At 70.5% G+C, this 21,434-nt stretch carries 18 protein-coding genes and 2 pseudogenes; 9 read left to right on the forward strand and 11 right to left on the reverse strand.

Going from position 1 to position 21,434, the window contains the following annotated elements:
- Positions 1–5: 5 nt before the first annotated feature.
- The 4 genes and pseudogenes from ACFYWS_RS28975 to tatA all read right to left on the reverse strand — a co-directional run.
- A complete protein-coding gene (locus ACFYWS_RS28975; RefSeq protein WP_389281302.1) occupies positions 6–1,061 on the reverse strand; it encodes an acyltransferase family protein in 1,056 nt (351 codons plus the stop codon).
- Complete coding sequence (locus ACFYWS_RS28980; protein WP_389281304.1) at positions 1,058–1,639, reverse strand: TerD family protein; 582 nt, start codon at positions 1,637–1,639, stop codon at positions 1,058–1,060. The genes ACFYWS_RS28975 and ACFYWS_RS28980 overlap by 4 nt, the downstream gene beginning before the upstream one ends.
- A 50-nt stretch (positions 1,640–1,689) precedes the next feature.
- Positions 1,690–2,265 carry a TerD family protein gene (locus tag ACFYWS_RS28985; RefSeq protein ID WP_389281305.1) on the reverse strand — a complete coding sequence of 192 codons (576 nt, stop codon included), beginning with the start codon at positions 2,263–2,265 and terminating at the stop codon, positions 1,690–1,692.
- 55 nt (positions 2,266–2,320) lie between these two features.
- Positions 2,321–2,482 (reverse strand): annotated as a pseudogene (gene tatA, locus ACFYWS_RS28990) (Sec-independent protein translocase subunit TatA); the annotation flags it as partial.
- Between the two features lie 120 nt (positions 2,483–2,602).
- On the opposite strand from tatA, the gene ACFYWS_RS28995 reads away from it, so the two are divergent.
- Positions 2,603–4,066 (forward strand): LCP family protein, encoded by a 1,464-nt coding sequence (locus ACFYWS_RS28995; protein WP_389281307.1) that lies wholly within the window; start codon positions 2,603–2,605, stop codon positions 4,064–4,066.
- Positions 4,067–4,072: 6 nt separating this feature from the next.
- Here the strand turns inward: ACFYWS_RS28995 and mgtA are convergent, their stop codons facing one another.
- Positions 4,073–6,637 carry a magnesium-translocating P-type ATPase gene (gene mgtA, locus ACFYWS_RS29000; protein WP_389281309.1) on the reverse strand — a complete coding sequence of 855 codons (2,565 nt, stop codon included), beginning with the start codon at positions 6,635–6,637 and terminating at the stop codon, positions 4,073–4,075.
- A 10-nt stretch (positions 6,638–6,647) separates the two neighbouring features.
- On the reverse strand, positions 6,648–7,028 hold the full coding sequence (locus ACFYWS_RS29005) for an ArsR/SmtB family transcription factor (RefSeq protein WP_389281311.1): 381 nt from the start codon (positions 7,026–7,028) through the stop codon (positions 6,648–6,650).
- 80 nt (positions 7,029–7,108) lie between these two features.
- Here ACFYWS_RS29005 and ACFYWS_RS29010 point away from each other — a divergent pair.
- A pseudogene (locus ACFYWS_RS29010) lies at positions 7,109–7,483 on the forward strand (GNAT family N-acetyltransferase); the annotation flags it as partial.
- A gap of 3 nt (positions 7,484–7,486) precedes the next feature.
- Here ACFYWS_RS29010 and ACFYWS_RS29015 read toward each other — a convergent pair.
- Entirely contained in the window at positions 7,487–8,050 is a 564-nt protein-coding gene (locus tag ACFYWS_RS29015; protein ID WP_389281313.1) for an MSMEG_1061 family FMN-dependent PPOX-type flavoprotein, read from the reverse strand.
- A 302-nt stretch (positions 8,051–8,352) separates the two neighbouring features.
- Here ACFYWS_RS29015 and ACFYWS_RS29020 point away from each other — a divergent pair, with 302 nt between their 5' ends.
- The 5 genes from ACFYWS_RS29020 (at position 8,353) to ACFYWS_RS29040 (ending at position 14,926) form a co-directional block, all read left to right on the forward strand.
- Positions 8,353–8,712, forward strand: a complete 360-nt coding sequence (locus tag ACFYWS_RS29020) for an SsgA family sporulation/cell division regulator (RefSeq protein ID WP_389281561.1) — start codon at positions 8,353–8,355, stop codon at positions 8,710–8,712.
- Between the two features lie 266 nt (positions 8,713–8,978).
- Positions 8,979–10,610 carry an ABC-F family ATP-binding cassette domain-containing protein gene (locus ACFYWS_RS29025; RefSeq protein ID WP_389281314.1) on the forward strand — a complete coding sequence of 544 codons (1,632 nt, stop codon included), beginning with the start codon at positions 8,979–8,981 and terminating at the stop codon, positions 10,608–10,610.
- A 77-nt stretch (positions 10,611–10,687) separates the two neighbouring features.
- A complete protein-coding gene (locus tag ACFYWS_RS29030; RefSeq protein WP_389281316.1) occupies positions 10,688–12,988 on the forward strand; it encodes an ATP-binding cassette domain-containing protein in 2,301 nt (766 codons plus the stop codon).
- 89 nt (positions 12,989–13,077) lie between these two features.
- Positions 13,078–13,854, forward strand: coding sequence for a dimethylargininase (ddaH, locus tag ACFYWS_RS29035; protein ID WP_389281318.1), 777 nt, complete (start codon positions 13,078–13,080; stop codon positions 13,852–13,854).
- A 94-nt stretch (positions 13,855–13,948) separates the two neighbouring features.
- Complete coding sequence (locus ACFYWS_RS29040; RefSeq protein ID WP_389281320.1) at positions 13,949–14,926, forward strand: acyl-ACP desaturase; 978 nt, start codon at positions 13,949–13,951, stop codon at positions 14,924–14,926.
- 19 nt (positions 14,927–14,945) lie between these two features.
- Here the strand turns inward: ACFYWS_RS29040 and ACFYWS_RS29045 are convergent, their stop codons facing one another.
- Both ACFYWS_RS29045 and ACFYWS_RS29050 read right to left on the reverse strand, forming a co-directional pair.
- Positions 14,946–15,188 carry a WhiB family transcriptional regulator gene (locus ACFYWS_RS29045; RefSeq protein ID WP_389281321.1) on the reverse strand — a complete coding sequence of 81 codons (243 nt, stop codon included), beginning with the start codon at positions 15,186–15,188 and terminating at the stop codon, positions 14,946–14,948.
- A gap of 94 nt (positions 15,189–15,282) precedes the next feature.
- Positions 15,283–16,074: a VOC family protein gene (locus tag ACFYWS_RS29050; RefSeq protein WP_389281322.1), complete on the reverse strand. Its 792-nt coding sequence runs from the start codon at positions 16,072–16,074 to the stop codon at positions 15,283–15,285.
- A gap of 246 nt (positions 16,075–16,320) precedes the next feature.
- Here ACFYWS_RS29050 and ACFYWS_RS29055 point away from each other — a divergent pair, with 246 nt between their 5' ends.
- Positions 16,321–17,541, forward strand: a complete 1,221-nt coding sequence (locus tag ACFYWS_RS29055) for a glycoside hydrolase family 64 protein (protein ID WP_389281562.1) — start codon at positions 16,321–16,323, stop codon at positions 17,539–17,541.
- 28 nt (positions 17,542–17,569) lie between these two features.
- Here the strand turns inward: ACFYWS_RS29055 and ACFYWS_RS29060 are convergent, their stop codons facing one another.
- Positions 17,570–19,183 (reverse strand): GMC family oxidoreductase, encoded by a 1,614-nt coding sequence (locus ACFYWS_RS29060; RefSeq protein WP_389281324.1) that lies wholly within the window; start codon positions 19,181–19,183, stop codon positions 17,570–17,572.
- Between the two features lie 76 nt (positions 19,184–19,259).
- Positions 19,260–20,732 carry a purine-cytosine permease family protein gene (locus tag ACFYWS_RS29065; protein ID WP_389281325.1) on the reverse strand — a complete coding sequence of 491 codons (1,473 nt, stop codon included), beginning with the start codon at positions 20,730–20,732 and terminating at the stop codon, positions 19,260–19,262.
- A 73-nt stretch (positions 20,733–20,805) separates the two neighbouring features.
- Here ACFYWS_RS29065 and ACFYWS_RS29070 point away from each other — a divergent pair, with 73 nt between their 5' ends.
- Positions 20,806–21,432, forward strand: a complete 627-nt coding sequence (locus ACFYWS_RS29070; RefSeq protein WP_389281564.1) for a TetR/AcrR family transcriptional regulator — start codon at positions 20,806–20,808, stop codon at positions 21,430–21,432.
- Positions 21,433–21,434: the final 2 nt, after the last annotated feature.

Consider the following 21,434-nt stretch of genomic DNA (forward strand, 5'->3'; position numbering starts at 1 on the left):
CAGCCTCACCGGCCGGCCGGGTCCCGCTTGAACGCCCACTCCATCCGCGGCTCCATGACGAACCGGAACGTGCGCCGCACCGGTGGTGCGCACAGCGCGGTGATCACGGTCGCCGCGATGAGCGTCACCACGATCTCGCCCCACGGAGTGTGCACCCAGTCGGCCTCGTACCAGTCCCAGAAGCGGGAGCCCTTGGCGAGGAAGCCGTGCAGCAGATAGCCGTACAGCGTCCCCGCGCCGAGCGCCGTGAACCAGAGCCTGCGCCCCGGGACCCACGCGAAGAAGCACGCGGCGAGGATCGCCGAGCAGCCGAACATGGCCAGTGTCATGGCCACACCGGTCCAGCCGGGAGCGCCCAACTCCTGGGCGCTGTCGCGGCGGTAGAACCAGGCCGCGTTCATCCGCGGCACCGCCCAGTAGGCGAACAGCAGGGCCGCCGCGAACACCGGCACCGCGAGGATCCGCGCCTCCTTGCGGCGTACCAGCTGGAAGTGTTCCGGCTTGAGGCACAGGCCGAGCACGAAGAACGGCAGGAACTGCAGGACGCGTTGCAGGTCCAGGTCGTCGCCGATGCTGGGCGAGACCGAGGCGAGCGCGGCGATGGAGAGCGCCACGGGCAGCGGCCACCGGATCACCTTCCACAGCGGCGTGGTCAGCCGCCACACGAAGAGCGCGATCAGGAACCAGGTGAGGTACCAGGGGTCGAGCAGGCTGATCGGGTAGCCCGGGTCGTCGCCCGCCGTCCGCTTGAAGAAGGTGTAGGCGACCTCGAACACCACGTACGGCACGGCCACGCCCGTGATCAGCCGCTTCAGCCGGCCGGGGCTCGCGTCGAAGGAGCGCGAGAAGTAGCCGGAGATGACGATGAACGCGGGCATGTGGAACGCGTAGACCGTGGTGTAGAGCGCGGCCGCCGCGCGGCTGTCGTCACGCAGCGGCTCCCACGCGTGCCCCATCGCGACGAGCACGATCGCCAGGTACTTGGCGTTGTCGTGGAACGCGTCCCGGCCCTTGGCCGCCCGCACCTCCGTACGGGCGGCCGGGGCCGCGGTCAGGCTCACAGGTGGCGGGTGATCGCGGGCATCAGGTCCTGGAAGGTCCGGCCCGCGGCCGGCTCCCCGATCGCTCTCAGCTTCCAGCCGGCGCCCTCGCGCTGGACCTTGGCCATGATCTGCGCGGTGTGGCCGCCGCCGCCCGCGAGGGTGTGGCGGGCGAGTTCCTCGCCCGTGGTCTCGTCGACGAGGCGGCAGTACGCGCTGTCCACCTCGGCGAAGGTCTGCCCGGTGAACGAGTTCACGGTGAAGACGATCTGGTCCACCTCGCTGGGCACGCGCGGGAGTTCGACGGCGATGGACTCGTCGTCGGCCTGCCCGGTGCCGCCCACGAGGTTGTCGCCGCTGTGCCGCACCGAGCCGTCCTCGCTGACGAGGTGACGGAAGAAGACGACGTCGACGTGGCGCTGTCCGGCGAAGAGCACGGCGGAGGCGTCGAGGTCGATCTCTCGGGTGCCGGTCAGCTTGGCGAGGAAGCCCTTGCGGGGCGCCGCCCGCCAGCCGAGCCCCATCCGTACGAGGGTGAGGGCGTCGCCGGTGTCCTTGCTGAGGCTGATCTGCTGGCCCTTGGCCAGGTTCACGGACATGCGGTGTGCTTTCTGGTCGGCCGGTCGGATGGTGTCGTACGGCGCGTGCCTCAGATGTTGACGCCGAAGTCCTGCGCGATGCCGGCCAGGCCCGAGGCGTACCCCTGGCCCACGGCGCGGAACTTCCACTCCGCCCCGTGCCGGTACAGCTCGCCGAAGACCATCGCGGTCTCGGTGGAGGCGTCCTCGGAGAGGTCGTAGCGGGCGATCTCGGCGCCACCCGCCTGGTTCACGACACGCATGAACGCGTTGCGGACCTGGCCGAAGCTCTGGCCGCGCGGCTCGGCGTCGTGGATCGACACCGGGAAGACGATCTTGTCGACCTCGGCGGGCACCCCGGCGAGATTCACCTTGACGCTCTCGTCGTCGCCCTCGCCCTCACCGGTGAGGTTGTCCCCGGTGTGCTCGACGGCGCCGTCCGGGCTGGTGAGGTTGTTGTAGAAGACGAAGTGCCGGTCCGAGAGCACCTTCCCGGCCGCGTCGCACAGCAGGGCGCTCGCGTCGAGGTCGTAATCGGTACCCGTCGTCGTGCGCACGTCCCAGCCCAGGCCGACCGTCACCGCGGTCAGGCCCGGCGCCTCCTTGCTGAGCGAGACATTGCCGCCCTTGCCCAGGGAAACTCCCACAGCTGCTACCTCCACATCATTTCCAACACTTGCGCAATGCTTAAAGTGGTGCCGCGGTCTCGTCGTTCTCCTTCATGGCCTTCGTCTCGCTCTTGAGGATGCGCAAAGACTTGCCCAGGGAGCGTGCGGTGTCCGGCAGCTTCTTGGACCCGAAGAGCACGATGATCACGACGCCCAGGACCAACAGGTGCCAGGGCTCCAGTGCGTTGCGGAACATGGCGTTCACCTCTTGTCGTGGTCGGACCGCGGCCGGGGTGGTCGTGCCACCCCCACAGCCGCGCTTGCTACATTGCGCAACTGTACAACCAAAGGGTGGACCGACAGCAAGGGCAGGGGTATGGGGCGACGGCGCAAGCGCGGCCGACTGCGGATCACACTCGTGACGGGGCTCGCGATGCTCGTCCTGATCACGGCGGGCGCCGGGTGGCTGTATCTGAGACTGAACGGCAACATCGACACGTTCGGCTCCGACGGCCTGTCCAGGAACCGGCCCGACGCCGACGCCTCCAAGGGCGAGAACGTGCTGGTGATCGGCACCGACGCGCGCACCGGCGGGAACAGCGACCTCGGCGGCGGCGACAGCGACGACATCGGCCGCTCGGACACCGCGTTCCTGCTGCACGTCTACGCCGACCACAAGCACGCCGTCGGCGTCTCCGTCCCCCGCGACACCCTGGTCACGATCCCGCCGTGCAAGCTCCCCGACGGTACGTGGAGCGACACGCGCACCGACGTGATGTTCAACGCGGCCTATACGACCGGCCAGACCGCCGCGGGCAATCCGGCCTGCACCCAGAACACCGTCGAGCACCTCACCGGGCTGCGCGTCGACCACACCGTCGTCGTCGACTTCAAGGGCTTCTCCCAGCTCACCGACGTGGTCGGCGGCGTCAGGGTCTGCCTGCCGAACGACGTGTACCAGAAGGACCTCAACCCGAACCGGCCCACACAGGGAAAGCGCCTCTTCAAGAAGGGCGAGCAGACCGTCGCCGGGCAGCGGGCGCTCGACTACGTCCGCATCCGGCACGGCATCGGCGACGGCTCCGACATCGGCCGCATCCAGCGCCAGCAGTCCTTCGTCTCCAGCCTCATCAAGAAGATCAGGTCCGACGGATTCACCCCCACCAAGCTGCTGCCGCTCGCCGACGCCGCCACGAAGTCGATGACCGTCGACCCGGGCCTCGGATCCGCGGACAAGCTCCTCGCGTTCGCGATGTCCCTGAAGAACGTCGACCTGCACAACACCAAGTTCGTCACCATCCCCTGGACGTACGAGGGTGATCGCGTCGCCGTCGTGCATCCGGACGCCGACGCGCTGTGGGCGGCGCTCAAGGAGGACCGCACCCTCGACGGCGAGGACGCGAGCGGGAAGAAGGGCGGCGCCAAGGCCGCCCCCTCCCCCAGTGCGAGCGCCGCCGAGGAGGTCTCGGGCAAGGGCGTCTCCGTCAGCGTCTACAACGGCACCGCCACCCCCGGCCTCGCCGCCGACGCCGCCGCGGCGCTCACCGGACGCGGCTTCACCGTGCCGGCGACGGGCAACGCCGCCGACCGGGCCCGCGCCACCACGAGCATCACCTACGGCCCCGGCGAAAAGGCCCACGCCTCGGCCGTCGCCCGGCTCTTCCCCGACGCCGAACTCACCGCGGGCACGGCGCCGGGCATCGGCGTGGTCCTCGGCGCGGACTACCGGCCGGGCAGCGCGGCCTCACCGACGGCGGCCCCGACGTCGGTGCCCTCAGGCGTGGCCGACACCGCCCGCTCGGCCGACCAGGACATCTGCTCGCACCTGTCCTATGGGTGACAAGACCTAGGGTCGGTCGGCCCAGCGGCCTCGCCGCAGCAGGACCAGCGCGAGCGCGTACGCCATGAGGATCGCCGCGAGCAGCGGGTAGTAGAGCGGCGGCAGGCCCGAGACGCCGAGCCACGGGCCGAGCGGGGTCAGCGGCAGCAGGATGCCGACGGCGGCGAGGCCCGTCGCCGCCCAGCGCACGGGGCCCGGTGTGCGGCCCTCGGCGGTCCTGCGGCCCGTGCGCAGCAACAGCATCACGAGGGCCTGGGTCAGCAGGTTCTCCGTGAACCAGCCCGCGTGGAAGCCCTCTTGGTCGCCAGGGCCGAGGGAGCCGGGCAGGCACAGGGCGAGCGCGCCGAAGGTCGCGATGTCAGCGAGCGCGCCGAGGGCGCCGAAGCCGGTGATGAAACGCAGGAAGGGCCGGGGCCGCAGCACGGTGGGGCGGCGCAGCGCGGCGGTTCGCGGCCGGTCGAAGGCGAGCGCGAGCTGGGCCGCGTCGAAGCACAGGTTCTGGACGAGGACCTGCGGCGGCAGCATCGGCAGGAACGGCAGCAGCAGGCCCGCCGCGAGCATCGCGATCACGTTGCCGAGGTTGGAGGAGAGCGTGATGCGCAGGTACGAGGCGATGTTGGCGCTGGAGTGCCGGCCCGCCACGACGGCGTGTTCGAGCGCGGTGAGGTCCTTGTCGGCGAGCACCACGTGCGCGCTCTCGCGGGCCACGTCGACGCCTCCTGCGGGGCAGACTCCGACGTCGGCGGCGCGCAGGGCGGGCAGGTCGTTGACGCCGTCGCCGAGGAATCCGGCGGTATGGCCGCGGCCGCGCAGGGCGGCGATGACGCGGGCCTTGTGGTCGGGGGTGCAGTCGGCGAACACGGTGGTGCGGGCGGCGAGTTCCCCGAGCCGCTCGTCGTCGAGGTGCTCGATGTCGGCGCCGACGACGACGTCGCCGGGCTCGATGCCCACGTCGCGGCAGACGCGGGTGGCGGTGGCCGGGTGGTCGCCGGTGAGCACCTTGACGGTGACGCCGCGCTCGCCGAGGGCGCGTACGGCGTCGTGGGCGGTGTCGGCCGGGGCGTCGTGGAAGGCGACGAACCCTTGGAAGGTCAGGCCGCGTTCGTCGGCCGGGGTGTAGCCGCGGGTACGGGCCGTGCGCCGGGCGGTGGCCACGGCCAGCAGGCGGACGCCGCCGGCCGCGAGCGCGTCGGCCCGCTGGTGCGCCGCGGCCCGCTCGTCCTCCTCGATGGCGCAGCGCTCCAGGACCTCGGCCACGGCGCCCTTCACCGCGAGGACGTGCACGCCCAGGGTGCCGGGTTCCTTGACGACGGCGGTGGCCAGGCGGCGTACCGGGTCGAAGGGCAGCGCGTCGACCCCGTCGTACGCCTCCCAGTCCTCGGGTCCTGTGGCCGCGAGGAGCGCCTCGTCGAGCGGGTCGGGGTCGGTGAGTTCGGCGGTCTGCAAGGTCCACCAGGCGGAGGCGCCCGCCCAGTGCAGGGCCTCGGGGTCGGTGCGGCCCGGGTCGACGGCGGGCTGGTCGCGGGTGAGGGTGCCGGTCTTGTCGACGCACAGCACGTCGACGGCGCCGAGGTCGTGCAGGGCGGGGAGGCGGCGGACGATGACGCCGTGCGAGCGGGCGAGGAGGGAGGCGCCGCGGGCCAGGCAGATGGTGACGATGACAGGCAGCATCTCCGGGGTGAGGCCGACGGCCACCGCCACCGCGAACGGCAGCGTCTCCAGGCCCCGCCCGCGCACCGCGGCGTTCGCCATCAGCACCAGCGGCGGGGTCAGCAGCATGAAGCGGATCAGCACCCACGAAATGCCGTGCACGCTGCGGTCGAACGCGCTCGCGGGCCGTTCACGGCGTGCACCGTGCACGGCGGCGAACCGGGTGTCGGCGCCGGTCGCGACGACGACCGCGGTGCCGCTGCCGGAGGCGACGCTGCTGCCCTGGAACAGCAGGTGCCCCTCGCCGTCCCCGTCCGGCAGATCGGCCGGCTCCTTCGGCACGGGCGCGGACTCGCCGGTCAGGGCGGCCTGGTGCACGGTGAGGCCGCGCGCCTTCAACAGGCGTACGTCGGCGGGTACCAGGGCGCCGGGGGCGAGGCGCACCACGTCGCCGGGCACGAGGTCGTCGACGGGTATCTCGCGCACGCGTGGTTCGTCGCCCGCGTCTTCCCTGCGCTGCACGCTCGCGGTGCCCGCGACCATTTCGCGCAGCCCGGCGCCGGCCCGGTCGGCGCGGTACTCGCCGTGCGTGCGCAGGACGCTGCTGACGATCACCAGGGCGAGGATGACGCAGGCCGTCCCCCAGGAGGCGACGAGCGCGGAGACGAGTCCGAGGCAGAACAGCACGGTGGTGAACGGGTCGCGCAGGCTGCGCCACATCCGCAGTGGCCAGGACGGCTGCCGGGCGGTGGGCAGGGTGTTTCCGCCGTGCCGGGCCAAGCGCTGTTCGGCCTCGTCCGCAGTCAGTCCGCGCGGGCTGGTGTCCAGGGCGCGCAGCGTCTGCAGGGCGCTCGGCCCTTCGGGGGCGGTACGCGGCTGCGGGAGCGCGCGGGTCCGCTCGGCCGGTTCGGGAACGGCCACGGGCCGGCCTTCAGGCCCCCGCGCCACGCAGGCGGCGCCGCACCGGCGCCTTCGCCTGCTCGGCGCGCTCGGCGAGCTGGCCGACCATGAGGTGGACCACGCTCACGACCTCGGGATCGTCGACGTAGTACACCTGCCGCCGGCCCTCGCGCCGGGACCGTACGAGGCCCGCGAGCTTCAGCTTGGTCAGGTGCTGGCTGACGGCGGGCAGCGCGCCGCCCACCCGCTCGGCGAGGCCGCTCACATCGCTCTCGCCCTGCGCGAGGGCCCACACCATGTGCAGCCGCACGGGCGACGCGAGCAGCGCGAACGCCTCGGCCGCCTCGGCGAGCACGTCGGCCGACGGATCCTCGAACCGCCCAGCGGTCACAGCCCCACTCCCGTCCCGCACATCGTCCCCGGCATTGGTACGCGGCAAGTCTAGGCGTCGGCGGGCGGTGCGCAGCCGCCGGTAGACGTCGACGGGCGGGACGCCGTTCTCGATCGGACGCGGGCCTCTCCGACAAGGCCCCGGAGGCCGTCGCTCTGGCCCTCCCCCACACCTGGCACGGCGTCCTCCTGCGACACCGGGGCGAGCCCGTCGGGATGGGCCGGGTCATCGGCGACGGGGGCACGGCCTTCCAGATCGTCGACATCTGCGTGCACCCGGACCACCAGGGCCGGGGCCTCGGCAGGCGGATCATGGCGGCGCTCACCGAGGAGCTGGACCGGCGGGCGCCCGCGACCGCCTACGTCTCGCTCATCGCGGACGGCCCGGCCAGGTTTCTGTACGAGAAGTTCGGCTTCGCCGAGACGACGGAGCACGGGTCGGTCGGCATGTACCGGGCGACGACACGCGGCGGGTGAGGCTCAGGCCCCGCCCTCCCACGTCTCCGGCTTCCACAGCCCCGCGCGGTTCAGGGACTGCGGGCAGTGCAGGTAGATCTCGTCGATGTCGAGCAGCAGGGCGAGCTGCGGAGGCTGACCCTGCACGGCCATGTCCGCGAAGAAGGGGGCGGCGGTGAGGATGCGGGCCCTGCCGTTGACGCGCAGGACGTCCTTGGAGCCGGGTATCAGGAAGAGCAGGCCCGCGTGCGGGTTCTGCAGGATGTTGTGGAAGCTGTCGCCGCGGCGGTTTCCCGGGCGGTCCGGCAGGGCGATCGTGCGGTCGTCGACGACGTGCGCGAAGCCGGGGCCGTCGCCGCGCGGCGACGTGTCGCAGTTGCCGTCGGCGTCGGACGTGGACATCAGACAGAACGGCGATCGGGCCAGCAACTCCCGGTCCTTGTCGGTGAGTTCGGCGTGCACCTTCTCGATGACGATGGGCCACGGCTCGCCTAGGATCTCGCGCAGCAGGGCCGGGGAGCGCAACTCCTCGTACCCCTCGGGCAGTCGGGGCGATCGGGGCGCGAGGGTGTCCGTGACGTGCGACAAGCCGACTCCTGGGTCCTGGGTGGTTGATTCCCGCACCTTATACGACGTTAAGTTAGGGTCACCTTACAAGTCCCGCTCCCCTGCCACCGGAGGGTGCCGACAGTCACATCCGCACCACGGTTGAATCCGGTGACGGAGGTCACTCGAATTTCGACCGGCTTCAGGCGCACGGATTCCCTCATTCCGCCGTCTATTCATATGAGGCCGTGCAGTGGTCCCACCGTCCAGCCGTCACAAGGGAGCAGGCGTTGTCCGTCATCGAGCAAGCCGTCGAGGCCCGTCTCGTCGCCGCCGCGCCGCGCATGGCGCACATTCCGGCGACTCTGCGTTACGACGTGCGCGACCCGTTCGCCGTGCGCATGTCCTTCCCGGCCCCGGCCACCCTCGAAGGCGTCGCCGTGAGCTGGACCTTCGCCCGTGAGCTGCTCGCCAGCGGGGTGAGCAGCCCGGCAGGCGCCGGTGACGTACGGGTCAAGCCGTACGGATACGACCGCACGGTCCTGGAGTTCCACGCGACGGAGGGCACGGCGATCGTGCACATCCGCACCGGCGAACTGCGCCGCTTCCTGGCGGAGACGACCGACCTGGTGCCGGTCGGCGATGAGGCGTCGCACGTGGACGTGGACGGCGACCTGGAGGAACTGCTGCGGGACGCCTGCTGAAATCCGACGCCTGTTAAATCCTTTGACGGCTCCGGCCGGTGCTTCTACCTTGGTTGACGGTTCTGTTGCCGTCGATAGGAGAAGGACGTTGCTCGACTGAGGTCCTGAGACACCGCGCATGACACGCCTTCGCGTGTCCGTGCCGTCGTGTGCGCGACCTCGGTTTCACTCCGAGCCGTCCTCCCGCAGCAGGCCCTCTGTGCCCCCGCGGTGTCTCGAACGCGTTGCATCCCACCGTTCGCACCGAGCAACCGCGAGGCCACCTCATGTCACATCCCCAGAGCTTTTCGCACGCCTCCCCCGCCTCCGTCGCCTGCACCGCCCTCGACTTCGCCTGGCCCGACGGAACCGGCGTCTTCGACGGCCTCCAGGTCGCCTTCGGTCCCGGCCGCACCGGCCTCATCGGCCTCAACGGGTCAGGGAAATCAACCCTGTTGAAGCTGATCGCCGGTGAACTGACCCCGGTCGACGGCACCGTGCGGGTGTCCGGCGAGGTCGGGTACCTGCCGCAGAACGTCACCCTCGACACGGCGCTCCGCGTCGACCAGGCACTCGGCATCGCGGGGACCCGCGCCGCCCTGCACGCCATCGAGGCCGGCGACGTACGGGAGGAGCACTTCACCGCGGTCGGCGACGACTGGGACGTCGAGGAGCGGGCGCGGGCCATGCTCGGCGAGCTCGGTCTCGGCCACATCGACCTGGACCGCACGATCGGCGAGGTCTCCGGCGGCGAGTCCGTGCTGCTGCGGCTCGCCGCGCTCCTCCTCGGCCGCCCCGACGTCCTGCTGCTCGACGAGCCCACCAACAACCTGGACCTGCGCGCCAGACAGCGCCTGTACGCCACCGTGGAGGCCTGGTCCGGAGTCATGATCGTGGTCAGCCACGACCGTGAACTCCTCGACCGCGTCGACCAGATCGCCGATCTGCGCGACGGCGAGGTCACCTGGTACGGCGGCAACTTCTCCGCGTACGAGGAGGTGCTCGCCGCCGAACAGGAGGCCGCGGAGCGGATGGTGCGGGTCGCCGAGTCCGATCTGAAGAAGCAGAAGAACGAACTGACCGACGCCCACGTCAAGTTGGCCCGGCGCAAGCGGTACGGCCAGAAGATGTACGACACCAAGCGTGAGCCGAGGGCGGTGATGAAGCTGCGCAAACGGTCGGCCCAGGTCTCCGCGGGCAAGCACCGCATCCTGCACGAGGAGAAGCTCGCCGAGGCGAAGGAGCGGCTCGACGAGGCCGTGGAGGCGGTGCGTGACGACGACGAGATCCGCGTCGACCTGCCGTACACGGCGGTGCCGCCGGGCCGCTCGGTGCTGTCGCTGCACAACATCACGACGGCCTACGGGGCGCGCGTGGCGGGCGAGTTCGAGCTGCGCGGCCCCGAGCGGATCGCGCTGCTCGGCCGCAACGGCTCCGGCAAGACGACGCTCCTGCGCACCATCGCCGGCGAGCTGGCGCCGGTCGAGGGCGAGGTGGAGGCGCATGTGCCGCTGCGCTTTTTGCCGCAGCGTCTCGACGTCCTGGACGACGAGTTGAGCGTCGCCGAGAACGTGGCCCGGTTCGCGCCGGACGCCACGAACAACCGGGTGCGGGCGCGGCTCGCCCGCTTCCTGTTCAAGGGGGCGCGGGCGGATCAACCCGCAGGGACCCTGTCGGGCGGAGAGCGGTTCCGGGCGACGCTCGCGGCGCTGATGCTCGCGGAGCCCGCCCCCCAGCTCCTGATGCTGGACGAGCCGACGAACAACCTGGACCTCGCGAGCGTGGCCCAGCTGACGTCGGCCCTGGAGTCGTACGAGGGCGCGCTGATCGTGGCGAGCCACGATCTGCCGTTCCTGGAGTCGATCGGCATCACCCGCCGGCTCCACCTCGACGGTGAACTCAAGGAGGGCGCCGTGTAAGGGTCGGAAAGCGGCCGGTCAGGACGGCTCGGGATACCCGACACAACGTGTCGGGTATCCCGCCTAGCGTCGCTGACATGAAGTACCTGCACATCGTCGGCGCCCGCGAGAACAACCTGCGGGACGTCACCCTGCGTATCCCCAAGGAGCGGCTCACCGTCTTCACCGGGGTGTCGGGCTCGGGCAAGTCGTCCGTCGTCTTCGACACCATCGCGGTCGAGTCGCAGCGCCAGCTCAACGAGACGTACACCTGGTTCGTCCGCAACCGGCTGCCCAAGTACGAGAAGCCGCACGCGGACGCGCTGGAGGAGCTGACGCCCGCGATCGTCATCGACCAGAAGCCGGTCGGCGGGCACTCCCGGTCCACGGTCGGCACGATGACCGACGTGTACTCGGTGATCCGCGTGCTGTTCTCGCGGCACGGGACGCCGAGCGCGGGCGGCGCGACCGCATACTCGTTCAACGACCCGAGCGGGATGTGCCCTCGGTGCGACGGGCTCGGGCGCACCGTGCGCCCCGACTACGAGCGCATCCTCGACCCGTCGAAGTCCCTGGCGGGCGGCGCGGTGCTGTTCCCGCCGTTCGCCGCCGGGACCTGGCAGGGGCAGACATACACGAACACCACCGACCTCGACACCACCAAGCCCGTGGGCGAGTTCACCGCAGCCGAGCGGGAGTTCCTGATGCGCGGGCGCGGGCGGACCGTGAACGTCGCCAATACCGGCGGCCGCCGCGACATCGACTTCGAGGGGCTCGCCGACCGCTTCGAGCGGCTGTACCTCAACCGGGACCTGTCGACGCTGAGCGGGCGCACGCGCGACCTGGTCGGCGGGTATCTGAGCGAGGGAATCTGCCCGGTGTGCGAGGGGGCGCGCCTGAACGCCGCCGCGCTCGCCACCCGCGTCGAGGGCCTGAGCATCGCCGAGTGCACACGCATGGAGATCGGCGAGCTGATCCCGGTGCTGCGCCGCGTCAAGGGCGCCGTGGCCGGGCCGATCGCCGAGGCCGCCGTCACCGCCCTGGAGCGCATCGAGGCGATCGGCCTCGGCTATCTCAGCCTGGACCGGGAGACGTCGACGCTGTCCGGCGGCGAGGGCCAGCGCCTGAAGACCGTGCGCCACCTGGGCTCCAGCCTCACCGGAATGACGTACATCTTCGACGAGCCGAGCGTGGGCCTGCACCCGCGCGACGTGGGGCGGCTCAATGATCTGCTGCTGCGCCTGCGCGACAAGGGCAACACCGTGCTGGTCGTCGAGCACGACCCCGATGTCATCGCCGTCGCCGATCACGTCGTCGACATGGGCCCGGCGGGCGGCGCGGACGGCGGGCGCGTGGTGTTCGAGGGCACGCCCGGCGCGCTGCGGCGCGCGGACACCGTCACGGGCCGGTGCCTGCGCCGCACGGGCGGAGTGAAGGAGCGCCCGCGCGCGGCGACAGGTCACATGACGGTCGAGGGCGCCCGGGTGCACAACCTCAAGGACGTCACCGTGCGGGTGCCGACCGGGGTGCTCACCGCCGTCACCGGGGTCGCCGGGTCCGGAAAGAGCTCCCTGGTGTCGGGGGCGCTGTGCGCCGCGCACCCGGAGGCCGTGGTCGTCGACCAGTCGTCCATCGGGATCTCCGGGCGCTCCACCCCGGCGACGTATCTCGGGATCATGGACACCGTACGGAAGGTGTTCGCGCGCGAGACGGGCACGAAACCGGGCCTGTTCAGCTTCAACTCGGGCGGTGCCTGTGAGCGCTGCGAGGGGCGCGGCGTGATCTTCAGCGATCTGGCGTTCATGGACCCGGTGACCTCGGTGTGCGAGGCCTGCGGCGGGCGGCGCTTCAAGGACGAGGTGCTCGGTCTCACCGTGCGCGGCCGCAATGTCGCGGACGTGCTCGACATGACGGCCGCACAGGCCCTCGACCACTTCGCGGACCTGGATGAGGAGGGCATACGCCGTCGGCTGCGCGCCCTGCGCGACGTCGGCCTCACCTATCTCACGCTCGGCCGGCCACTGAGCACCCTGTCCGGCGGTGAGCGCCAGCGCATCAAGCTGGCCACGCAGCTGCACCGCTCCGCGGCGACGTACGTCCTGGACGAGCCGACCACCGGGCTGCACATGGCGGACGTCGACGGGCTCGTGGCGCTGCTCGACCGGCTCGTCGACGCGGGCAACACCGTGGTCGTCGTCGAGCACAACCTCGATGTGATCCGGCGGACGGACTGGATCATCGATCTGGGCCCGGAGGGCGGCCGGCACGGCGGGGAGGTGCTTTTCGAAGGCACACCGGCCCAACTGCTCGACACGGAGGGCTCGTTCACGGCGGAGCACCTGCGCCGGGCGGTGGCGGGCGCGGACAGGCCCGGTGAGGAGGCAGTGACGGCCGCGTGACAAGGGATTCCGCGACACGTGTCGCCCTGTGCATGATGTGGGCACCGACACCGTCACCTTCACCCGCGTCCGTCGCCATGGAGCCCGCCGTGCCCAGCAAGAAGGCCCTCGTCCGCCGCCCGGGACCGCGCATCGCGGACGGGCTCGTCACCCACATCGAGCGGACCCCGGTCGACGCCGCGAAGGCGCAGGAGCAGTGGAAGGGGTACGTCGCCGCGCTTGAGACGCACGGCTGGGAGACGTTCCTGGTGGAGCCGGTCGACCTGTGCCCGGACGCGGTGTTCGTGGAGGACGCGGTGGTGGTCTTCCGGAACGTGGCACTGATCACCCGGTCAGGGGCCGAGTCGCGGCGCCCCGAGACGCCGGGCGTCGAGGAGGCCGTGGCGCGGCTCGGCTGCTCGGTGAACTGGGTGTGGGAGCCGGGCACCCTGGATGGCGGCGACGTACTGAAGGTCGGGGACACCATCTACGTAGGGCGCGGCGGGCGCACCAACGCGGCGGGAGTGCAGCAGTTGCGCGCCGTCTTCGAACCGCTCGGCGCGCGCGTGGTCGCCGTCCCCCTCTCCAAGGTGCTGCACCTGAAGACTGCGGTCACCGCGCTGCCCGACGGCACCGTCATCGGCCATCCGCCGCTGGTCGAGCACGCCTCGCTGTTCCCGCGCTTCCTGCCGGTGCCCGAGGAGTCCGGGGCGCATGTGGTGCTGCTCGGCGAGGACCGGCTGCTCATGGCGCAGAGCGCGCCGAAGTCGGCGGAGCGGCTCGCCGATCTCGGGTACGAGCCGGTCCTGGTGGACATTTCCGAGTTCGAGAAGCTGGAGGGGTGTGTGACCTGCCTCTCAGTTCGCCTGCGGGAGCTCCACGCGTAACCACGGCCTTTATCGGGCGCTTAACCTACGGCAACGTAACCTACGACACCGTAGGTATCTCCGCTCGCATTACCTCCGTCCCCCAGGAGCCCCCGTGACCGTCATCTCCCCCCGCCCCGGCTCGTCGACCACGTGGACCGACGCCCGCCTGCTTCACGCGCTGGAAGAAGTGGTCGAGCAGGAGCTCAACCGGCACCTCAAGGTCGCCAAGGACTGGATGCCGCACGACTACGTGCCGTGGTCCGACGCCCGTAACTTCCCCGAGTTCTTCGAGGACGGCGAGGCCTGGTCCAAGGAGCAGTCCAAGGTCACCGAGGTCGGCCGCACCGCCCTCATCGTGAACCTGCTCACCGAGGACAACCTGCCCAGCTACCACCACGAGATCGCCTCGCTGTTCGGCCGCGACGGCGCGTGGGGCACGTGGGTGCACCGCTGGACGGCGGAGGAGGGCCGGCACGGCATCGTGATGCGCGACTACCTGCTCGCCTCGCGCGCCGTCGACCCCGACAAGCTGGAATCCTTCCGCATGTCGCACATGAGCGAGGGCTTCGAGTCGGACAACCGGCACTCGATGCTGCACTCGGTCGCCTACGTCTCCTTCCAGGAGCTGGCCACCCGCGTCTCGCACCGCAACACCGGCCACCAGTCCGGCGACCCGGTCTGCGACCGCATGCTCGCGCGCATCGCGACCGACGAGAACCTGCACATGGTCTTCTACCGCAACCTGCTCAAGGCCGCGTTCGAGCTCGCGCCCGACCTGACGATGCAGGCCGTCCGCGACGTCGTCGTGAACTTCCGGATGCCCGGACACGGCATCCCCGGCTTCGAGCGGGCCGCCGCGCAGATGGCGATCGGCGAGGTCTACAACCTGCGCATCCACCACGACGACGTGATCCAGCCCGTCCTGCGCTACCTGAAGGTCATGGAGATCGACGGACTCGGTCCCGAGGGCATCCAGGCGCAGGAGGAACTGGGCCTGTTCATGAACGGTCTCGACGGCGAGGCCTCGAAGTTCGACGAGAAGCTGGCGGCCCGCAAGGCGCGCATGGCCGCGCGCGCGGCCGGCGCCTGACCTGACCGGCCCGCAGGCGTCAGGTCCGCCTGAGCCGAAGGCGCTCCTTCTCCGAGAGGCCGCCCCACACCCCGAACCGCTCGTCGTGGGTCAGGGCGTACTCCAGGCAGCTCTGCCGGATCGGGCACAGGCCGCAGATCATCTTGGCCTCCCGGACGGAGCTCCCCGGTTCGGGGAAGAAGAATTCGGCACCGGTCTGGGCGCACAGGGCCTGGTCCTGCCAGGTGGGGCCGGCAGGCGTAAGGGTCGTGTTCGCGTACATGCGGCCCACTCTGCCGCCCACCGAAAAACGTTTGATCAACGCTCCATCAACGGGCGGACATCGGGCACCGCGGACGCCCGCGGTGCCCGAACGGTCACTTCTGCTCAGGGTCCCCCTTGAGCACCGCGAACGTCGCACCGTACGGATCCGTCAGCTTCGCGAGCCGACCGACGCCGGCGATGCTGACCGGCTCCGAGCGCACCGTGCCGCCCAGCTCCTGTGTACGGTCCGCCGTCGCGTCCACGTCCGGGACGTGGATGTACGGCGTCCAGTGCGGGCCCGCCGCGGCCTCCGCGGGATCGCTGTCCAGCTTGGCGAGGCCTCCGAACATCGCGTTCTCGTCCGTACCTCGCGGGTTGACCGTCGTGTAGCTGCCGCCGGGGAACTCGACATCGAACGCGCCCCAGTCGAAGACCGATCCGTAGAACCGCTTCGCGGCGGCCACATCGGGGGCGTACAGCTCCACCCAGTTCAGCCCGCCGTCGTCCCGGGTGTACTCAAGGCCCTTGTTCCTCCCGGGCTGCCAGATGCCGAAGGGGGCGCCGGCCGGGTCGGCGAAGACGGCCATGCGGCCCAGGTCGAAGACGTCCATCGGCTGCAGCAGGGCGCTGCCGCCCGCCTGCTCGACCGCCTTCGCCGTGGCATCCGCGTCCGCGCTCTGGAAGTACACGGTCCAGCCGGGCTCGCCCTGCTCTGCGGTGACCGTCATGGCGCCGCTGACCGTCCTGCCTTCGAGCTGGAACATCCCGTACCCGCCGGCTTCGGGACCGGCCGACAGGAACGTCCAGCCGAAGAGGCCGCTGTAAAAGGAGATCGCGCCGTCCATATCGGGGGTGCTGAGATCCAGCCAGTTCGGCGCGCCGTCCACGAACTCCGTAGTGATCATGGGTCTTGCCCTCCTCGTCGAGGGTTTCTTTTTCGGACTGCCGAGTCTTGCACCGGGCACTGACAATCGCCCCCGCACCGCGCTGACCTGGGCTGGTTCAGACCAAAGGAACCGAACACTCCGCCTTCAACAGTTGAACGCAAACAAAACATGGGAGCGCTCCCTGCCCGAAGTATTGACGCCTCCGTCCCCTCTCGCCACAGTAGGGCTCCCCCACACACCCCCCACATTCAGGGAGTGCCCATCGTGATCTCGCGCAGAATATTTCTCGCCGGCGCCGGAGCGGGCATCGCCACCACCGCCGCAGCACTCACGGTTCCCTCTTGGACCGCGGGCGCCGCCCCGGCCACATGCGAACTCGCCCTGCAGAACAAGTCGTTGAGCGGCACCGTGCGCGCCTACGTCACCGGCCACGAGGACGGGACCGGCAACTGGGTGCTGCTGCGCTCCGACGGCAGCGTCTACCACCCCGAGTCGCCGAGCGCCCCGCAGACCCCACTGCCCGTCGACTGCGCCATTCCGCTCGGCGCCGCGGGCTCGGAACCGAAGGTCGTGACGCTGCCCCGGATGTACGGCGCCCGCGTCTACTTCGTCCGCGACGACACGCTCGACTTCTTCCTCAACCCCGGCCCCTCGCTGGTCGAGCCCGCCTTCGCCACGAAGGAGGACGCGAACTACGGCAAGACCTGGGCGTTCGCCGAATTCACCTTCAACTCCGAGCAGTTGTACTCCAACATCAGCTACGTCGACCTGGTCACGGCCCTGCCCATCGGGCTGAAGCTAGAGGGTGACGCCACCCACACCGTCGCCCCGTTCCCCGACGGCGCCATCGAGAAGATCGCCGCGGACCTCGCGGCGCAGGCCGCCAAGGACGGGCAGCCCTGGGACAAGCTCGTCATCAAGGGCGAGGACGGCAAGGTGCTGCGCGCGATCTCCCCGCAGAACCTCATGGCGCCGTACTTCGACAAGCCGGACGAGATGCCGTTCCGCGACGTGTGGGGTGCCTACATCGACAAGGTGTGGGAGAAGTACGCCTCGACCGACCTGAAGATCGACCTACAGGGCGGGCGCGGTGTGTTCACGGGCCGGGTCAGCGGCGACACCCTCACCTTCAACGGCGGCCACACCTTCACCAAGCCCGCCTCGAAGGACGTCTTCACCTGCAACCACGGGCCGTTCGCCAACAACCCGGGCGACTCCGACGACAAGAAGGGCATCCTGTCCCGCCTCGCCGCCGGGTTCAACCGCAGCATCATGCTCACGCACCCCGAGCAGCCCAACGGCCTGACGTCCGGCGACTACTACCAGGACGCGACGACCAACCACTGGTCGCGCATCGTGCACGCCAACTCTCCCATCGGCTACGCCTTCCCGTACGACGACGTGCAGGCCGAGGGACAGCCGGACGTGTCCGGCGCGGCGCACGACGGCAACCCGCGCCGGTTCACGGTGAGCGTGGGGTCGTAACCCCTTCGTAACTCCCCGAGGAACAGGGCTACTTGGTGGAGTCCTCGCGGATCAGGTCCGCCGCCCGTTCCGCGAGGGCGACCGTGGGCGCGTGCGTGTGGCCGCGGGTGATGCGCGGCATGACGGAGGCGTCGACGACGCGCAGGCCCTCGGTGCCGCGCACGCGGAGCCGAGGGTCGGTGACCGAGCCCTCGTCGGAGCCCATCCGGCAGGTGCCGACCGGGTGGTAGAGGGTCTCGGCGCTGGCGCGCACCGACCGGGTGAGCGCCTCGTCGTCGACGACGCCGGGGTAGCCGGCCATCGGCTCGGTGTGGTGCGCGGCCAGCGCGCTCTGGGCGAGCAGTTCCTCGGCGCGGCGCACACCGGCGACGAGCGTGCGCACGTCCTCGTCCTGGGCCAGGTAGCCCGGGTCGATGCGGGGCCGCGCGTCGCGGCCCGCCGGAGTGATCCGGCCCCTGCTCTCGGGCTGGAGCAGGATCACTCCGAGGGTCAGTCCGTGCTCGGTCGGCGCTTCGAGGCCGTGGTTCACGAACGGTACCGGCGCGTAGACCAACTCGATGTCGGGCGCGGCGAGTTCGGGCCTGGTGGCGAGGAAGGCGACGGCCTCGCCGACGTTCGAGGTGAGCGGTCCGCGTCCGCCGAGCAGGAACCGGGCGATGTTGGCGGGCGAGTCGGCGCCGGTGAGCGAGATCGGCTTCGCGGCGCGGACGTTGAGCGGGTACATCAGATGGTCCTGGAGGTGGCGGCCGACGTCGGGCGAGGCGACGAAGGTGTCGATGCCCGCCTCCGCGAGGGTCTCCGGGTCGCCGATGCCCGCCTGTTGCAGCAACTGCGGCGAGTTGATGGCACCTGCGGACAGGATGACCTCGCGGGTGGCGCGCAGAGTGCCGGCGGAGACCCCGGAGGCGACGACGCCGGCGGCGCGGTTGCCGTCGAAGTCGATGCGAGTGACGCGGGCGTCGGTGTAGACGTCGAGGTTGGGGCGGCGCGCGGCGGGCTTGAGGTAGCCGTCGGCGGCGCTCCAGCGGCGACCCTTGTACTGGTTGAGTGGAGTCAGGGCGAAACCGGAGTGGTCGTCCTGGTTCAACTCTTCTAGCTCACGCAGCCCTTGGGAGCGGCAGGCGTCGAGGAACGCGGCGGTGGTCGGGTTCGGGTGGCGCGGCGGCGAGATGTGCAGCGGCCCGGCCGTGCCGTAAACAGAGTCCTCGCGCGGGTTGCCCTGCCACCGCTCGGCGCGCTGGAAGTAGCGCACGAACTCGTCGTACGACCACGGGGATCCGGCGGCCTCACCCCAGGCGTCGTAGTCGGCGCGGTGGCCGCGCACCCACATCATGGCGTTGATGGCGGAGGAGCCGCCGAGCGTGTGTCCGCGCGGCCAGTACAACTCCCGGTCGTCCAGGGCGGTTTGCTTGGTCGTCGAGTAGTTCCAGTCGTACGGCGTCTTGAACAGCTTCGGGAACGCGGCCGGTATCCTGATCTCGGTCTTCCGGTCGCGCGGCCCCGACTCGACGAGGGCGACCTTGACGGAAGGATCCTCGGAGAGCCGCCCGGCCAGCACGCATCCGGCGGATCCGGCCCCGACGATGACGTAGTCGTACGTACGGTCCTTGCTCAACGCGGCTCCCTCGATGATCAATGCCATGTGCAGGTGGCACCGATGCTCTACTTCCCGGTAGGCGCTGTCCAGAGCGGGTTGTGCGGGATGCGGGTGGATCGCGTCAAGGGGTCGTCACGTTCCGGGGTGCCACCGAGCGGCGCATCGTCAGCGTGTAGCAGACGCACGACACCACCATGCCGACCGGCAGCGCGAGGTCCACGTGGCCGAGGGCGGCGGAGATCGGGCCGGTGAAGTAGAGGGTGTCCACACAGAGTGCGGACAGCGCGGCACCCGCCAACAGGGACAGCGCGCCGGCCCAGTTGACGCCGCCGCGGTACCAGAACGGGCTGCCGGGCGACTCGTCGGTGAGCGCAGGTCCGTCGTAGCGGTTGCGGCGCAGCACGATGTCGGTCGCGTAGATCGTCATGGCCGGGCCGAGCAGGACGACGGTCAGCGCCAGGACGTTGTTGACGGTGTCGAGGAAGTTCGAGATCAGCAGCCCGTACAGGGTCAGGGCGACGGCGGCCGCGCCGTCGAACAGGACGCTGACGGAGCGGCGGATGCGCAGGCCGACGGCCTGTAGGGCGAGGCCCGCGCTGTAGGCGGTCAGGGCGTTGAGGGCGACAGTGCCGAGGACCAGGGCGAGCAGGAAGACCGGGGCGAACCAGCCGGGCAGGATCTTCTCCAGGGCCGCCTGCGGGTCGGTCATGTCGACGGTCGTGGCGGCGAGCACGCCCATGCCGGACACCACCACGCCGGGCAGGAAGCCGCCGAGCGCGGTCCATCCGACGATCGACCGCTTCGGTGTCGTCCGCGGCAGATAGCGGGAGAAGTCGGCGCTGGTGGTGTACGACAGAGGGCCGGCCGCGATGAGGGTGACGCCCGCGAGGACCGTCGCCCACAGGTCGACCCCGGTGAGGTGGTGTTCGGGTACGTAGCCGAAGTCGGCATGCTGGACGATCACGACGGCCACGACGGCGAAGGCCGCGGCGAGGACGAGCGCGATCGGCAGGTACAGCTTCATGATCAGGGCGTGGCCGTAGACGCTGATGGTGAGCGTGAGCGCCGCGATGACCACGATGACGGCGGCCTTCACGCCGGTGTTCACCGGGATGCCGACCTTCGCGACCAGGGAGAACGCGGCGACGGCCGCGGCCGCCAGGTTCAGCGCGAAGTAGCAGACGGAGATCACCCAGCCGACGATCGCGTTGTTCACGCGGTTTCCTATGACCCCGAAGAGGGCGCGGGTGATGACCTCGCTGGGGGCGCCTGCCGCGGGGCCCGAGACGGAGAGCCAGCCGGTGAGGATCCAGAACAGGTTGCCGACGACCAGCACGCCGAGGGCCTGCCACAGGTTCAGGCCCATCAGGACCAGGGCGCCGCCGACCACCAGGCTCAGGTAGTTGATGCCGCCCGCGGCCCAGACGGAGAACAACTCGCGGGCTCTGCCATGGCGTTCGGAGTCGGGGATGTGGTCGATGCCATGGGTCTCGATACGGGTGGCTGTCACATGGGGGTCGACGAGGGGCGTGTCTGTGGTGCTTTCTCCCGTGCCGCCCGTGTCTGGAGACGGGTCGGGAAGCGTGGACGCCATGGGGCCCTCCGGGGGGTGCTGGTCTCGTGCCACCTGCTTGCTTATTGGTCGCACACTCAATAGCGTGACGGGCATGTCGTCAAGCGTTGAGCGCAAGCGAATCCGAAAATCTCCGGCCGTCAGACGTGCGGAAATCGTTGCGAAGGCCGCCTCGATTGCGCTTTCCGAAGGTCTGGAGTGCATTACGCTGCGGCGCATCGGTGAGGATCTGGACGTGCGCCCGGGCCTTGTGAGCCACTACTTCCCCTCGGCGGAGGAACTGGTGGCGGAGGCGTTCGGGAGCGCGGCGACGGGTGAGCTCGACGCGCTTCTCCCCGAGGGGGGTGGGGACACGTCGACCGTGGAGCGGCTCGCCGGGTTTCTCGCGCGGACCTCCGGGCCCGCGTGGGACGACATCAGCCAGTTGTGGATCAACGCGCGGCACTTGAGCCGGTACCGGGACTCGCTACGGGTGCGCGTCACGCTGCAGGGCGACGCGTGGCGGGGGCGGCTCACGGCGCTCATCGCGGAAGGCGTGGAACGCGGGGAGTTCCGGACCGGTGATCCGGAGGTCGTGGCGATGCAGATTCTGGTGGTGCTGGACGGGCTGGGGGCGGACCCGGTCGGCGATGCGGAGGGCCTGCCGGCCGGGGTGGCTCGGATGGCGTTTCGGGTCGCCGAGCGTGAACTTGGCCTCCGGGAGGGGGCGTTGGGTTCGTAGAC

Source organism: Streptomyces sp. NPDC002795, from assembly GCF_042888725.1.
Classification (GTDB): Bacteria; Actinomycetota; Actinomycetes; order Streptomycetales; family Streptomycetaceae; genus Streptomyces.